Consider the following 14,061-nt stretch of genomic DNA (forward strand, 5'->3'; position numbering starts at 1 on the left):
GGGTTTCTTATTGCACTACTTCTTTTTACCCGCCTCGGGGACGGGTTTCGAATCGGCCACGCCGACTTCCTTGGCGGCGGCCACCTGGGCGACATAGGGTCCGGGATCGGCGCAAGCCGGCAACGGCGTCGGCGTGAGCGATGGCTTGCTGCCGCTGCCCTTGGTCTTGAAGTAATAAGCGGCGATGCGGTCCTGCGCCAGGCATAGCTTGTAGGCGGCGATTTTGTCGGTCCAGGCTTGTTTATCCTTGGTGGCGGCAGCAGCGGCTTTCTGTTCTTCAGTGGGCGCTGGCAGCTTGGCTTGAGCGGTGCAGGCGGCCAGCAATACCAGGGCGAATGCGGAGTTCTTCATTACTTGCTCCTTATACGGTCTTGGGCGCGGGCGGCGGTATGGGCTCGCCGTCGTGCTCGGGGGCGCGCACACGCGGGACTTTTCCTTCCACGACTTCCTGGTACCAGATGTCGTGGTGTTCGCGCGCCCAGGCGTCGTCCACATAGCCTTCACGCATGGCTTTGTAGGCGCCTTGCATACCTATCGTGCCGAGGTAGATGTGGCCGAGCGCGAAAGCCATCATCAGCACGGTGGCTGTAATGTGCAGCAGGTTAGCGCCCTGCATCATGAAACGCGTGTATTCGAGGTTGGGCACTAGCTTGTCGAGCACAAAACCGGAGGCGCTTGCGGCAAGTCCCAGCACAGTCACCCCGCCCCAGAACCACAGCTTTTCGCCTGCATTGAAGCGGCCAGCCGGTGCATGGCCCTTGCCAAACATGCCGCCCAGTTTCGCCAGCCATTTGATGTCTGCTGCGATCGGGAAGTTGTCCTTCACGAAGATGATGAAGGTAACGATGATCGAGACCGTGAATAGTGGGCCGACGAAGTTGTGGATCGTCTTCAGCAGATAGGTCAGGTAGCCGAACAGGGTGTGGCCGATGATGGGCATCAGGACGAATTTGCCGAACATCATGCACAGGCCGGAGGCGGCCAGCAGCACGAAGGTGATGGCGGTGGTCCAGTGCACGAAGCGCTCCAACGGCGTGAAACGCTGGATCTTGCGGCCGGTTGGCGGCGAATGCACTTTGAGCGGGCCTTTGATGAAGTACATGGCGGCAAGGATGGCGACCACACCGAGGATGATCCAGCCGCCGATACTCATCATCGGACCGTTGCGGAAGCGGCGCCATGCCTCGCCGGCAGTGACCGGGACTGTCTGCCCGGGGAGCTGGGCCTTGGGTTGGATCAGGACGCCGGATTCGGGGTATGGCAGGCTGCTGTAGTTCGGCTGCCCTGATACGACCTGGCGCCAAACCGGGGCATTGTTGCCCGGCTGGTCGCGCGTGCGTTCGGCCTGGTTTTGTTTGAGGATGTCGATCGACTCGACGCGCGGAGCCGCGCTGTCCGGCGCGGCTCCGCCTTGCGGACGGGACGCGGGCGCATCGGCGGCGAGCGATATGCCGGCGGCGAGTGCCATGACCAGCGTTGCCAACCATCGTTTCATGGCAGACCTCCTAACGGTTGGTCTTCACATATTCATTCTGCAGCTGCCCGCGTTCGCGCACCTGCCGCTCCCAGGCCAGCTTATCGCCCGGCGTCCATCCCTTGGCGACTTCCGCATCATGCGCGCCTTTGTACGCCGGCTCGTCGCCCCGATTCACCGCACTGCCCTGCTTCGACTGCGACACCTCGCCGCAGGCGGCCAGCGCCAGCAGCGCTACAAGAAAAATCCTCATGATTTAGCCTCCGGTTTTCCGTAAGCCGTACCCCAGCCCCAAACCTCGCTGCCCTTGCCGCGCGTGACGACACGGGTGCGGAATATCTCCGCCACCACATCCCCGTCGCCGCCCAGCAGCGCCTTGGTCGAACACATTTCCGCGCAAGCCGGCAGCTTGCCTTCCGCCAGGCGGTTGCGGCCATACTTTTCGAACTCCGCCTGCGAGCCGTTTTCTTCCGGCCCGCCAGCGCAGAACGTGCACTTGTCCATCTTGCCCCGCAAACCGAACGTACCATTCGACGGGAATTGCGGCGCCCCAAACGGGCATGCATAGGAACAGTAGCCACAGCCGATGCAGGCGTCCTTGTTATGCAGGACAACGCCCTCCTCGGTGCGGTAGAAGCAGTCAACCGGGCACACTGCCATGCAAGGCGCATCCGAGCAATGCATGCACGCCACCGAGACCGACTTCTCCTGCCCGATGATGCCATCGTTGATGGTCACCACGCGGCGCCGGTTTACACCCCAGGGCACCTCGTGCTCGTTCTTGCACGCCGTCGCACAGGCATTGCACTCGATGCAGCGCTCTGTGTCGCATATGAATTTCATCCGTGCCATGGCAATCTCCTCAGCCCGCGAAGCGTTCGATATTGCAGATGGTGGTCTTGGTCTCCTGCATCATGGTGACCGAGTCATAGCCATAGGTGGTGGCCGTGTTCACCGCCTCGCCGCGCACAATCGGCGCCGCCCCTTCCGGGTAATACTCCAACAGGTCCTTGCCCTGCCACCAGCCGGAGAAGTGGAAAGGAATGAAGGCCGTATCCACGCCCACCCGCTGCGTGACCAGCGCCCGCACCTTGATGCGCGCACCTGTCGGCGTCGACACGATCACGTAGTCGCCATTACGGATGCCGCGATCCGATGCAGCCTTGGGATTGATTTCGACGAAGTTCTCCTGCTGCAGTTCGGCCAGCCACGGATTGGAACGGGTTTCCTCGCCGCCGCCCTCATACTCCACCAGGCGCCCGGATGTGAGGATGATCGGAAATTTCTTCGCCAGACCATCGTCCACCGCCTTCTGCTGCACGGTCTTGTACAGCGTCGGCATGCGCCAGAAGGCCTTCTTATCGTCGTGGGTTGGATATTTGGCCACCAGGTCGGGGCGCGTGCCAAACAAAGGCTCGCGGTGCAGCGGCACCGGATCGGGGAAATTCCACACCACGGCGCGCGCCTTGGCATTGCCGAACGGGTGCACGCCATGCACCTTGAGGCAGACGCGCTGGATGCCGCCCGACAGGTCGGTCTTCCAGTTCTTCCCTTCAGCCGCCTTCTTTTCGTCGTCCGTCAGGTCATCCCACCAGCCCAGCTTTTTCAGCAGCACGTGATCGAACTCGGGATAGCCGGTCGTGATTTCGGCGCCCTTGGAGAACGAACCATCTTCCGCCAGCAGGTTGACGCCATCGCGCTCCACGCCGAAATTGGCGCGGAAGTTACCGCCGCCATCCATCACGTGCTGCGAGTTGTCGTACAGGTTCGCCGAACCTGGGTGCTTGAGTTCAGGCGTTCCGTAGCAAGGCCACGGCAGGCCGAAATAGTCGCCCGTCAGGTCGTAGCCGGTCTGCGCGTCCTTGCCGCCTTTGCAGCGCAAGGTCTTCACATCGAACATGTGCATATTGCGCATATGCGCTTTCAGGCGTTCCGGCGATTGGCCGGTATAGCCGATGGTCCAGCTGCCGCGATTAATCTCGCGCAGCATGTCTTCCGGCTCCGGTTCCATCATATTGCCCTTGCCCGGCACCAGCTTGATCTTGGCCACCAGCTGCTTGCCAAAGCCCAGCTTTTCAGCGAGCTGGTACATGATCATATGGTCGGTGCGCGATTCAAACAGCGGCTCGATCACCTTTTCGCGCCACTGCACCGAGCGGTTCGACGCGGTCACCGAGCCGGAGGTTTCGAACTGGGTTGCAGCCGGCAGCAGGTAGACCGCGCGATTCGGGTTCAGCTCCTGCCCATCCACCTTCATTGCTGCCATGGCGGCGGTAGCTGAGGGATAAGGGTCAATCACGACCAGCATTTCCAGCTTGTCCATCGCCTTCTTCATTTCCAGCCCGCGCGTTTGCGAGTTCGGCGCATGGCCCCAGAAGAAGACAGACTTGACGTTGCTGTCCTGGTCGATCAGCTCATTTTTCTCAAGCACCGCATCGACCCAGCGCGACACCGTCGTGCCGGACTTTTCCATCATCGCCTGCGAGGCGAACTGACTCTTCACCCACTCATAATCCACGCCCCACACAGCGCACCAGTGCTTCCACGCGCCAGCGGCCAGGCCGTAATATGCCGGCAGCGAATCGGGGTTCGGGCCGACGTCGGTTGCACCCTGCACATTGTCATGGCCACGGAAGATATTGGTGCCGCCGCCGCTCTTGCCCACGTTGCCCAGCGCCAGCTGAAGAATGCAGGAGGCGCGCACGATCGCGTTGCCGATCGAGTGCTGCGTCTGCCCCATGCACCAAACCACGGTCGAGGGACGGTTCCTGGCCATCGTCTCGGCGGCCTGCAGCACCTGCGCTTCAGGCACGCCGCAAGCTTCTTCGACCTTATCCGGCGTCCACTTGGCTACTTCGTCACGCACCTTATCCATGCCGTAGACGCGGGCGGCGATGTACTCCTTATCCTCCCAGCCGTTCTTGAAGATATGCCACAGCATCCCGTACAGGAAGGGGATGTCTGAGCCGGACCGGATGCGGATGTACTGGTCAGACTTGGCCGCCGTGCGCGTGTAGCGAGGATCGACCACGATCATCTTGCAGCCGTTTTCCTTCGAGTGCAGCATGTGCAGCATCGACACCGGGTGCGCCTCCGCCGCGTTGGAGCCGATATACATGGCCGCCTTGGCGTTCTGCATATCGTTGTAGCTGTTGGTCATGGCGCCATAGCCCCAGGTATTGGCCACGCCAGCCACCGTGGTGGAGTGGCAGATACGCGCCTGGTGGTCGCAGTTATTGGTGCCGAAGAAGGAGACGAATTTGCGCAGCAGCGCCGACTGCTCGTTATTGTGCTTCGAGGATCCGACGAAGAAGACAGAGTCCGGCCCATTCTTCTTTTTCAACTCCAGCAGCTTGGCCGAAATCTCCTGCAAGGCCTGATCCCAGGTGATGCGCTGGTATTTGCCATTCACCAGCTTCATTGGATATTTCAGGCGGAATTCGCCGTGCCCGTGCTCTCGCAGCGCCGCGCCTTTTGCGCAGTGCGCACCAAGATTGATCGGCGAATCGAAGACCGGCTCCTGCCTGATCCAGATACCGTTCTGCACCACCGCGTCGACCGAGCAGCCTACCGAGCAGTGGCTGCACACCGTGCGCCGTACAACCGGCTTGCTATCGCTACCAGCAGCGGCGGGATCTTTCGCCTGCGCCTTGCGCATCAGCGAAAGCTGCGACGCCGCCAGCCCAACGCCGACGCCGATGCCGGAACGTTTAAGGAATGCGCGCCGGTCCATCGTCGGCATGGCACGCGCCAGGCTGCCCTCAAGGCTCGCCGCAAATTGACCAGGCGCACGGGGGCCTGCCGGCCCTTTACGTGTAAGGAGCATCATCTTGCCCTCCACTCAGATCTTGATGGTGCGGTAGTACTTCTGGATATGTTCGGTGAGACGATAGCCGCTGCCGGGAGGCGGCTCGGCTTCAGCAGGCGGCGTCGTTTCCGGCGGGCTGCTGGCCATTTTCGCGGCGATGCCGGCAGCGGCCAGGGCCCCTACGCCGGTGAAAAAAAACCTTCTTCCAGGGTTGGATTGCGTTGACATCACGGTCTCCCTTAGCCAACATCAGTTAGTCTTTTAACACTAGCACAAAAAATTTAACATTGCAGCAAGCTAGTTCATATCGAACGCCTGGGTTTCGACTTCCACGAAGCTACGCGCCAGGCCACCGACGGCGCGGTAGTACGACGCCCCTGGATGAGCATCGATCGCGTCAAAAAGCTGACGCGCCCAAGGCTGGATGTGGGTGCCGAAGAATTCCTTTTGTGTTGCTATGTTGCCATGCAGCAGGCGCATGGCGTCGCACAGGGCGGCGAAGTGATCTTCGCTTTCCGCCAACTGCTCCGAGCGCTCGAGCCCCAGGCGAACCAAGTCGTCGCGCAGTGCCACCAGCGGTTTCTCCATCAAAAAGCCGGAAAGGTAGTAAGACCCATACAGCATGACTTCCGCCTTGCCGACGCCGATGAACAAGGACTCGTATTCGTCCCGGGCGCGCTCGGCATCGGTCTGGCTGCTGGCTGCTTGCAGGCCGCGCCAGGCATCGGCGAGTACACCCTCTCCTTCAATCGCAGCGCCTTCGATCAAGTCCAGCACCGGCTGCGAAGGCGGTGCATAGAACAGCATCGACAGCACGCCATACAGTTCGGAACGCGCATATTCTTCGTCTTCGGTCATCAGCGTTTCACCTCAAAAATGGTGACTTCTTTTTCGGGTTGCAGCATGTCGATTACGCGGCAGTCGGGGCACATGCGGAGGCGGTCAAGGTTGCCGGCGAAGGCGCCGTGGCTGGCTAGCTTGCCGACCATATTCTCCACCATTTGCAGCGTGCCGAATGGCTTCTGGCATTTGATGCAGTGATAAGGCTGCGCCTCGTTGATGACGCGCGCGTGCTTGGCCTCCGCACCGAGGTTCAAACGCGGTTGCAGCGCCAGCGCCTGTTCCGGACAGGTTTGCACACACAGGCCGCATTGCACGCAGTTTGACTCCGTGAAGCGCAGCTGGGGCGCTTGCGGGTTGTCCGATAGCGCGGAGACCGGGCACGCGCCGACGCAGGCCATGCAGAGCGTGCATTTGTCCGTGTCGATATCGACCGTCCCGAACGGCGCGCCTTGCGGGAGAGCGATGCAGTCCTGAGGCGTTGGCGCGTGCCGTGCGAGATGCGTGATCGCAAAGTCCAGCGTCTCCCGCTTCGCCGCCGCTACGTGGAAAGTCGCAGCCGCCGGCGCTGCGCGGCCCGTCGCCACCGGGGGCGCGGTGGCGGAGAAGCGCTGGAGCTCGCGGTCCAGCTCCGCCGAATCGTGCGCCCGCAGCAGGTGAAGCCCGATGCCGCTATAGCCCAGTCCATCGATGATCGCCTGCGCAATCGCCATTTGCGCCGCGAGCGCATCCAGGTATTGCGGTGCTTCGCCGCCTGTCGCCAGCACCGCCACGTCCACCGCGCCATACGCGACGGCGGACAGCCACAAATCCATCCCTACCGACGCTATGTGATGCACGGCCACCGGCAGTACTCGCGCAGGCACGCCCTTCGCCGCACCGGCCGCTGCAAGCTGGCCAAGCTGGCGCACCAACACACCGCCCTCGTCTTCGCTGTGCACGAGCAGCGCAGCACGGCCCCCTCCTGCGCGGGCGTAAGTAGCCAGCATGGTCCGCAACTGCTCACCAAAATCACCAGCACGCGGCCACGCGTAGGTCAGCGCGCCCGAAGGGCACACCGTCGTGCAAGCCCCGCACCCTGCGCACAGCTGCGGCGTCACCTTGATAAGATCGCCCGCGGCGGAAATCGCCTCCGCCGAACAGATATCGATACAGGCATTGCATCCTGGCTGCTTGCTGCGGCTATGCGCGCAGATGCTCTCCTTATATTGGAAGAAGCGGGGCTTGCTGAACGTGCCGACCAGCTCCAGCAACTGCATTGTCGCCAAGGCTGTCGCCCCTTCATCCGGGCCCGGCGCGAAATAACCCTGCGGCTGCTGGTGCATCGGCAGCAGAGGCGTGTCATGCAGGTCGAACACGAGGTCGAACTCGCCGCTCCGGTCACGCTCGATGCGGTCAAAGTCGATTGCCGCTACCGCGCCACAAGCGGCAACGCAATCGCGATGCGATGTGCAGGCATCGAGGTCGATCTGGTACGCCAGGCTGATTGCCCCCTCCGGACAGGCCTTCACACAGGCATTGCAGCGCGTGCACAGCTCAAGATCGATCGGATTTGATTGCTGCCAACTGACCTGGAACGCGCCAAGCCATCCCTTCACACGCGGCGAGTTGCCGCTGAAAGTTGGCCAAGAGTGTCCCGCCAACGCGGCATCATCGCCATCCGTCAACAGCACGCTCACCTGCAGCTGGCGCTCCAGCTTACGGGCCCAAGGCAGCACGCGCCGCGCGGGGCCAAGCAGCAGGACGCGGCCTTCAGAGTTATATTCCACTTCCGGCACCGGCTCGGGATCAGGCAGCCGGGCAGCCGCCAGCAAGGCAGCCATTTTGGGTGTGGTGCGGTGCGCCTCCTCGCTCCAGCCGCCGGTCTCACGCAGGTTCACAAAGCGCAAGGGAGCCACTGTGTCCTTCATCTCCGCCAGCTCGCGGAACAGCGGCTCCTCCTGCGTGCAGCCAACAACGATGCGTTCGCCGCCCTCCAGTGTCTGCAGGTATTGACCGACTTCGCGCCGGCATAACTGGCTGGCGACCGGCAAAGCACCCTCGCCCAATGCACTGCCGATGGCGGCGCCGTCCAGCGGCATGGTGTTATTGCAGTTACAGATCCTCGTCTTTTGGCTCATCGTTTTCTTCCGCCGCGAATTCGCGAGCGATAAAGTCCTTGGCGTGGTTGAGGGCTGCCACCATCAGGGGCGTCAGGGGTTCGAACTTGTTGTAATCGTCGATGTAGGTATCCAGGCCGTCCATCACGTTGAAGTGAGGATCGGCGAAGAGTTTTTTCATGGCTGCGCGGCGCACCGTTTCATCAACGCCGCGTGCGACAAAAGGAGTGAAATCGGAATCGGACGTCAGGCTTTCCACCTGTTCTAGCGTCGGCGCTGGCGGCGCGGCAACAGGCGCGTCACCGTCAGGCGCATCTGGAACGAGCGGCGCCACTGGTAAAGACTCGGCGGGCAAGGCATCGGCAGCGGGGCGCGATTCCGTTTTGACACGGGACCAGCGGGCAAAGAACGTTTCAGCGGCCATGTCGCCCCCTTCCTTCTTCATTCGCCATCTGCTGCACCGCGGCGCCGCCTTCGAACGATGGCCGCCGGCGTTTGCCTTTCGGCTCGGGGCGGTAATACTCCGCAACGAAGACGCCGAGCCGATCCACAAGAGATGGCGGCAAAGGCAAGGTATCTACCTGCTCGCCTCCATCCATCAGGCGCGCCGCCTCGTTATAAGAGAGGGTCACGAACTGCGGAACTGCCACTTCGTCCTCCATGCGCCACATGATGAACCAGCACGGCGCCCCGGAATCAAGGTTCAGGAAATAGCCCTCGGCCTCGTCGGAATACAAGCGCAACGACAGGCCGGGATAAAGCCATAGCGTATCGGAAGGATCGTCCCGCAGGCAGCGGGGGGCGACAAACGGCAATGGCGACAACACGACCTCCGCCGGCAGCCACTGGAATGGCTGCCAGATGCTCTTCAATGGCTTGCGCTGCATGACAACAGCGAGACTCAGTTCGTCTGTTTCCACTGGCATTGTCCTTGCTTAGAACTATAAGCATACTGCACCAAATCGAGTAACATGCGCAACAATCATAAAACTAACCACAGGAGAACTTATGCACCGCAACACAGCCAAGCACTTCCTTTTCAGCCTGTTTGCCTTCTTATTGGCCTTCAGCGTTCACGCGGAGAAGCTTCCTAACGTGACGATCCTGGCCACGGGCGGCACCATTGCCGGCTCCGGCGCCACTTCCACCACGACTGTCGGCTACACCGCAGCGACCGTCGGCGTCCAACAATTGATAAACGCAGTGCCGGAACTGTCCAAGATTTCAAACGTCACGGGCGAGCAAGTGTTCCAGATCGCTTCCGAAAGCATGACCAACGAACACTGGCTGACCCTGGGCAAGCGCGTCAACGCCCTGCTGGCACAGCCAACCGTGGACGGCGTCGTGATCACCCACGGTACCGACACCCTGGAAGAAACCGCCTATTTCCTGAACCTGGTGGTTAAGTCCCGCAAGCCAGTCGTGCTGGTCGGCGCCATGCGCCCAGGCACCGCATTGTCTGCCGACGGCCCGATCAACCTGTACAACGCGGTACTGATTGCCGGCAGCTCCGAAGCCGTCGGCAAAGGCGTGCTGGTCGCCCTGGGCGACCAGATTCACGGCGCGCGCGACGTTACCAAAACCAATACCTCGACCCCGGATTCCTTTAAAACCCCGGAGCTGGGCATGCTGGGTTATGTGCAGGGTCCAAAAGCCCACTTCTATCACGTATCGACCCGCAAACACACCGTCGAAACCGAGTTTGATATTTCGAACCTGAGCGTACTGCCGCAAGTTGATATTGTTTATGGCTACGCGAACATGAATCCAGTGGCGTTGAACGCCTTTATCGCGGCTGGCGCCAAGGGCATTATCCACGCGGGCACTGGCGATGGCAGCGTTGCCGCCAAAGTAAAACCGGACCTGGCCGCCGCCCGCAAGAATGGCACGATTATCGTTCGCTCCGCCCGCGTTGGTAACGGCATCGTGGCCCGCAATGGCGAAGCAAATGACGACGAACTGGACTTCGTGGTATCCGATACCCTGAGCGCGCAAAAAGCCCGCATCCTGCTGATGCTGGGCCTGACCAAAACGTCCAATACCAAAGAACTGCAGCGCATGTTCTACATGTATTAAATCGTTGTGCCAGCTGCTGGCGTGTTCGCGCCAGCTTTCAGTCTAGCGATCCAGCGCTCGCCCTGCAGCGGCAAGCACCTGCTCCGTCAGCAGCTCAAGCTTGGGCGACTGGATTCGCCACGAATGCCAATAAAGGTGGATATCCAGGAATTTCCCCGGCACTAAATCCACCAGCGCGCCCGAATCCACCAGGTCTTTATACTGCTGGCGCGGCAGCATGCCATATCCCATCCCAAGCTTGATCGATTCCACGAATGGATCGCTGGAGGGGACGTAATGAATGGGATAAGCGCCCAAGGGCAATCCCAACTCGCGCTCAATGAATATCTCCTGCAGCGAATCTTTGCGGTCGAAGAACATTACCGGCGCCTTGCGGGCTGCATCGCGAGTAAATCCGTCAGGAAAAAAGCGGTGGGCAAATGCCGGCTGTGCCAATAATCGGTAGCGCATAAAGCCCAAATGCTGCGAACGGCAACCGCGCATTGGTTCCGGCTCGCTGGATACTCCCGCCAGCACCAGGCCTTTTTCAAACAACGAATAGGTGTGGTCCTGGTCATCCAGGATTATTTCCAGCAGGATCTTTTCGCGGTTGAGGAATGGGCTCAATTCCGGCAAAAACCAGGTACCGAGGGTGTCGTTATTCACCGCGACCGGAATGCGGGGCGGCAGCGCTTCATCAGCTTTCAGCTCGGCTATGAATTCCTGTTCCATCAACCGGCTGCGGCGCAGATATTGCACCAAGCGCTGTCCAGCACTGGTCAGGCGCACCGGGCGGCTGCGAATCAGCAGCGGCGTCCCAACCGCGGATTCCAGCCCGCTGACGCGCTGAGACACCGCCGACGGAGTCAGGTGCAGCGCCGCGGCTGCTTGCTCGAAACTGCCCGAATCGATCACGGCCAGCAAAGCCTCCCCCTGCCGAGCGTCTGGAATCATCGCTCCACTCCTTTAGCAAAATTAATGAATACTGAAACATCTTAATTCAGCTTCATTTACAGCGCCAGCAACGGCACAATTCCAGCTCCACAACAGGAGTTGAAAATGCAGAGTTATGTGAACGGATTGGGATTGGGCGCGAGCCTGATCATGGCGATCGGCGCCCAGAATGCGCATGTGCTGAGGATGGGGATCAAGCGCCAGCATGTAGCGCTGACGGTCGCCGCCTGCATCGCGATCGATATCGTCCTGATCGGGCTCGGCGTGGCGGGCGCCGGCGCCATGATCCAGAATTCGCCACTGTTACTGGCGGCCGCGCGGTGGGGTGGCGCCGCCTTCCTGCTGTGGTACGGCCTGCGCAGCTGGCGCTCGATGCTGACGCCGAAATCGCTCGCGGTCGACGCCCAGGCGCCAGCGCCCGATGCCCGGCAAGCACTGGTCAGCGTAGTCGCCCTTTCCCTGCTAAACCCGCATGTCTACCTCGACACCGTGGTCCTGCTCGGCTCCGTCGGAGGCAGCTACCCGGACGGGCAGCGCATGGGCTTCTCCGCCGGCGCCATGACCGCTTCCCTGCTGTGGTTTACCGCCTTGGGCTTCGGCGCCACCCGCCTGGCGGGCGTATTTGGCCGTCCGCTGGCGTGGAAATGCATTGAAGGTCTGACCGGCGCGGTCATGTTGACCTTGGCCATCGGCCTCGTCATGGGCTAAGGTGCGTTGGTTTTAGGCGACTGGGTGAATTTCGGGGCTGGATTGCGAGTTAATATCTCGCATGCTCATTCTTTACGCCGGAACAATCTTTCTCAGCGCCTTCCTGCTGTTCCAGGTTCAGCCCATCATCGGAAAATTGGTGTTGCCGTGGTTTGGCGGTTCGGCCTCGGCCTGGACGGTGTGCATGTTGTTCTTCCAGCTCACCCTGTTACTGGGCTACCTGTACGCCCACCTGAGCAGCCGCTATCTGGCGCCGCGCCGGCAGGCCTGGCTGCACGCGGGTCTGCTACTGATTGCGGCGCTGACGCTGCCTATCATTCCCGGCAATAGTTGGAAACCTTCAGCCGGCGACGATCCGGCTTTGCTGTTGCTGGGCCTGCTCGCTGCGACCATTGGCCTGCCCTACTTCCTACTGTCTACCACCGGTCCGCTGGTCCAGCACTGGTTCTCGCAAGAGCGTCCCGGAAGCGTGCCCTACCGCTTATTCGCGCTGTCGAACTTCGCCTCCCTGCTCGGCTTGCTGAGCTACCCTTTGCTGTTCGAACCTCACTTCACTTTGCAAGAAATGTCCACCTTTTGGTCAGCCGGTTTCGCCTTGTTCGCGATCTTCTGCGCTGCGCTGGCACTCAACGGACGCACCCGCAACCTAGCACCGGCTCAGGCCGCAGCCGATAAGCCAACACGGCGCGACAGCCTCTTCTGGTGCGCGCTCGCCGCAGTGCCGACCGTGGTACTGATGTCCGCCACCAGCCACCTCACCGCCAACATCGCACCGCTGCCCTTGCTGTGGGTAATCCCGCTGGTGATCTACCTGCTCACCTTCATTCTCTGTTTTGAAAGCGCACGCTGGTACCGCCGCTGGCTTTTTCTGCCGCTGATGGCCGTCCTCACGCCTCTGCTGATCGCATGCAGCACCTACCCGAGCCTGATGCCCTCCGGGATCGTCTGGCCAACGCTGCTGTTCTGCGTCGCAATTTTCACTTACTGTATGGCCTGCCATGGCGAACTCGCGCGGCTGAAACCGCCTCCCGCGCAGTTGACCGCCTACTTCCTGATGATCGCCCTCGGCGGCGCCATCGGCGGCATATTCACCGGCCTGATCGCGCCACGGATCTTCAACGACGACTACGAACTGGCGCTGTCCTGCATCGCGGCGGTTTGCCTCGTCGGCGCCTCCTGCCTGCACCGTCAGGAAGGGCCTACGCCAAGCGCCCGCCCCATCAAGGCAACCGTCCTCTGCACGACACTGCTCGGCGTTATGTGGGCTGCGAACGCAATCTCACCATCCACGCCAACGATCAAGGGGCGCAACTTTTACGGCACTGTCAAAGTCAAGGACACCGGTAGCGGCGAAGCGCTGGTCCGCCAGCTCACGCACGGCGTGATCATCCACGGCCGCCAGTTCCTTGCCCCATCGCGGCAAGGCTGGCCCACAACCTACTTTGGCGCCTCCGGTGGCGCAGGCATTGCGATGACGGCCAGCCGCCACGAAGGCCCGCAACACATCGGCATCATCGGCCTTGGCATCGGCACCATGGCCGCATACTGCCGTCCCGGCGACATCTACCGCTTCTATGAAATCAACCCGCTGGTAGAGCAATTCGCCAACGAGCACTTCACCTTCTTGCGCAACTGTCCAGCCCGCAAAGAAATTGCAATCGGCGATGCCCGCCTCGTCATGGATGCTGAACCATCGCAGCAATTCGACTTGCTGGCGGTCGATGCTTTCTCAGGCGACGCGGTGCCGGTGCACCTGCTGACGCAAGAAGCCTTCGCCATCTACTTCCGCGAACTCAAGCCTGATGGCGTGCTGGCTGTACACGTCTCCAACCGCTACCTCAACCTTGTCCCCATCGTGAAAAAGGCAGCCGACACATTCAAGCGCGTCGCCTATCTTTCGGCAACCGGCTCCGACGACGCGAGCGGCCTCAAGGCCTCAACCTGGGTCCTGGTCGGCCAGCGCGAGCAGCTGGCGCACTTCGCCAGCCTGAAGGAACTACCTCCAGCACCAGACGTGCGTCCTTGGACTGACAACTACAGCAGCCTGCTCGGCATCGTTAAATAATCGCTCCGATTACCGACGAAATGCTCGCATAGCATCGTATAAAATTTGCATTATTGGC

Annotated in this window: 14 protein-coding genes; 3 read left to right on the forward strand and 11 right to left on the reverse strand. The window is 61.2% G+C overall.

From position 1 onward, the window contains the following. Positions 1–15 precede the first annotated feature (15 nt). From AC1RTP_RS17280 to AC1RTP_RS17325, 10 genes are all read right to left on the reverse strand, one after another. Positions 16–351 (reverse strand): hypothetical protein, encoded by a 336-nt coding sequence (locus tag AC1RTP_RS17280; RefSeq protein WP_498608913.1) that lies wholly within the window; start codon positions 349–351, stop codon positions 16–18. Positions 352–361: 10 nt separating this feature from the next. Beyond that, positions 362–1,495: a formate dehydrogenase subunit gamma gene (locus tag AC1RTP_RS17285; RefSeq protein ID WP_498608915.1), complete on the reverse strand. Its 1,134-nt coding sequence runs from the start codon at positions 1,493–1,495 to the stop codon at positions 362–364. A 10-nt stretch (positions 1,496–1,505) separates the two neighbouring features. Continuing rightward, positions 1,506–1,727: a hypothetical protein gene (locus AC1RTP_RS17290; RefSeq protein ID WP_498608917.1), complete on the reverse strand. Its 222-nt coding sequence runs from the start codon at positions 1,725–1,727 to the stop codon at positions 1,506–1,508. Further along, positions 1,724–2,326 carry a formate dehydrogenase FDH3 subunit beta gene (gene fdh3B / locus AC1RTP_RS17295; RefSeq protein ID WP_130313754.1) on the reverse strand — a complete coding sequence of 201 codons (603 nt, stop codon included), beginning with the start codon at positions 2,324–2,326 and terminating at the stop codon, positions 1,724–1,726. The genes AC1RTP_RS17290 and fdh3B overlap by 4 nt, the downstream gene beginning before the upstream one ends. Positions 2,327–2,336: 10 nt before the next feature. Continuing rightward, on the reverse strand, positions 2,337–5,300 hold the full coding sequence (locus tag AC1RTP_RS17300) for a formate dehydrogenase subunit alpha (RefSeq protein ID WP_498609093.1): 2,964 nt from the start codon (positions 5,298–5,300) through the stop codon (positions 2,337–2,339). A gap of 15 nt (positions 5,301–5,315) precedes the next feature. Further along, complete coding sequence (locus AC1RTP_RS17305) at positions 5,316–5,510, reverse strand: hypothetical protein (RefSeq protein WP_498608919.1); 195 nt, start codon at positions 5,508–5,510, stop codon at positions 5,316–5,318. A gap of 69 nt (positions 5,511–5,579) precedes the next feature. After that, complete coding sequence (locus tag AC1RTP_RS17310) at positions 5,580–6,140, reverse strand: TorD/DmsD family molecular chaperone (RefSeq protein ID WP_498608920.1); 561 nt, start codon at positions 6,138–6,140, stop codon at positions 5,580–5,582. Beyond that, positions 6,140–8,242, reverse strand: coding sequence for a 4Fe-4S binding protein (locus AC1RTP_RS17315; protein WP_498608922.1), 2,103 nt, complete (start codon positions 8,240–8,242; stop codon positions 6,140–6,142). The genes AC1RTP_RS17310 and AC1RTP_RS17315 overlap by 1 nt, the downstream gene beginning before the upstream one ends. After that, the gene (locus AC1RTP_RS17320; RefSeq protein WP_498608923.1) at positions 8,217–8,666 is read right to left on the reverse strand and encodes a DUF3306 domain-containing protein; all 450 of its coding nucleotides are present in this window, start codon (positions 8,664–8,666) and stop codon (positions 8,217–8,219) included. The genes AC1RTP_RS17315 and AC1RTP_RS17320 overlap by 26 nt, the downstream gene beginning before the upstream one ends. Then, positions 8,635–9,141: a DUF3305 domain-containing protein gene (locus AC1RTP_RS17325; protein ID WP_498608925.1), complete on the reverse strand. Its 507-nt coding sequence runs from the start codon at positions 9,139–9,141 to the stop codon at positions 8,635–8,637. The genes AC1RTP_RS17320 and AC1RTP_RS17325 overlap by 32 nt, the downstream gene beginning before the upstream one ends. Positions 9,142–9,229: 88 nt before the next feature. On the opposite strand from AC1RTP_RS17325, the gene AC1RTP_RS17330 reads away from it, so the two are divergent. Further along, positions 9,230–10,297 (forward strand): type II asparaginase, encoded by a 1,068-nt coding sequence (locus tag AC1RTP_RS17330; RefSeq protein WP_498608926.1) that lies wholly within the window; start codon positions 9,230–9,232, stop codon positions 10,295–10,297. A 42-nt stretch (positions 10,298–10,339) separates the two neighbouring features. On the opposite strand, the gene AC1RTP_RS17335 is transcribed toward AC1RTP_RS17330, so the two are convergent. After that, on the reverse strand, positions 10,340–11,230 hold the full coding sequence (locus tag AC1RTP_RS17335; protein ID WP_498608928.1) for a LysR family transcriptional regulator ArgP: 891 nt from the start codon (positions 11,228–11,230) through the stop codon (positions 10,340–10,342). A gap of 105 nt (positions 11,231–11,335) precedes the next feature. Between AC1RTP_RS17335 and AC1RTP_RS17340 the strand changes: the two genes are divergently transcribed. Next, positions 11,336–11,938, forward strand: a complete 603-nt coding sequence (locus tag AC1RTP_RS17340) for a LysE/ArgO family amino acid transporter (protein ID WP_498608930.1) — start codon at positions 11,336–11,338, stop codon at positions 11,936–11,938. 61 nt (positions 11,939–11,999) lie between these two features. After that, positions 12,000–14,003 carry a spermidine synthase gene (locus AC1RTP_RS17345; RefSeq protein WP_498608931.1) on the forward strand — a complete coding sequence of 668 codons (2,004 nt, stop codon included), beginning with the start codon at positions 12,000–12,002 and terminating at the stop codon, positions 14,001–14,003. Positions 14,004–14,061 lie beyond the last annotated feature (58 nt).

This window comes from Pseudoduganella sp. GW821-FHT11H04 (assembly GCF_058807935.1).

What these genes read in the sequence shown, in the direction of transcription:
- AC1RTP_RS17310 (WP_498608920.1), bottom strand. Translation starts at nt 6,140, where the DNA reads ATGACCGAAGACGAAGAATATGCGCGTTCCGAACTGTATGGCGTGCTG.
- AC1RTP_RS17335 (WP_498608928.1), bottom strand. Translation starts at nt 11,230, where the DNA reads ATGATTCCAGACGCTCGGCAGGGGGAGGCTTTGCTGGCCGTGATCGAT.
- AC1RTP_RS17290 (WP_498608917.1), bottom strand. Translation starts at nt 1,727, where the DNA reads ATGAGGATTTTTCTTGTAGCGCTGCTGGCGCTGGCCGCCTGCGGCGAG.
- AC1RTP_RS17340 (WP_498608930.1), top strand. Translation starts at nt 11,336, where the DNA reads ATGCAGAGTTATGTGAACGGATTGGGATTGGGCGCGAGCCTGATCATG.
- AC1RTP_RS17300 (WP_498609093.1), bottom strand. Translation starts at nt 5,300, where the DNA reads ATGCTCCTTACACGTAAAGGGCCGGCAGGCCCCCGTGCGCCTGGTCAA.
- AC1RTP_RS17320 (WP_498608923.1), bottom strand. Translation starts at nt 8,666, where the DNA reads ATGAAGAAGGAAGGGGGCGACATGGCCGCTGAAACGTTCTTTGCCCGC.
- AC1RTP_RS17315 (WP_498608922.1), bottom strand. Translation starts at nt 8,242, where the DNA reads ATGAGCCAAAAGACGAGGATCTGTAACTGCAATAACACCATGCCGCTG.
- AC1RTP_RS17280 (WP_498608913.1), bottom strand. Translation starts at nt 351, where the DNA reads ATGAAGAACTCCGCATTCGCCCTGGTATTGCTGGCCGCCTGCACCGCT.
- AC1RTP_RS17285 (WP_498608915.1), bottom strand. Translation starts at nt 1,495, where the DNA reads ATGAAACGATGGTTGGCAACGCTGGTCATGGCACTCGCCGCCGGCATA.
- AC1RTP_RS17345 (WP_498608931.1), top strand. Translation starts at nt 12,000, where the DNA reads ATGCTCATTCTTTACGCCGGAACAATCTTTCTCAGCGCCTTCCTGCTG.
- AC1RTP_RS17305 (WP_498608919.1), bottom strand. Translation starts at nt 5,510, where the DNA reads ATGTCAACGCAATCCAACCCTGGAAGAAGGTTTTTTTTCACCGGCGTA.
- AC1RTP_RS17330 (WP_498608926.1), top strand. Translation starts at nt 9,230, where the DNA reads ATGCACCGCAACACAGCCAAGCACTTCCTTTTCAGCCTGTTTGCCTTC.
- fdh3B (WP_130313754.1), bottom strand. Translation starts at nt 2,326, where the DNA reads ATGGCACGGATGAAATTCATATGCGACACAGAGCGCTGCATCGAGTGC.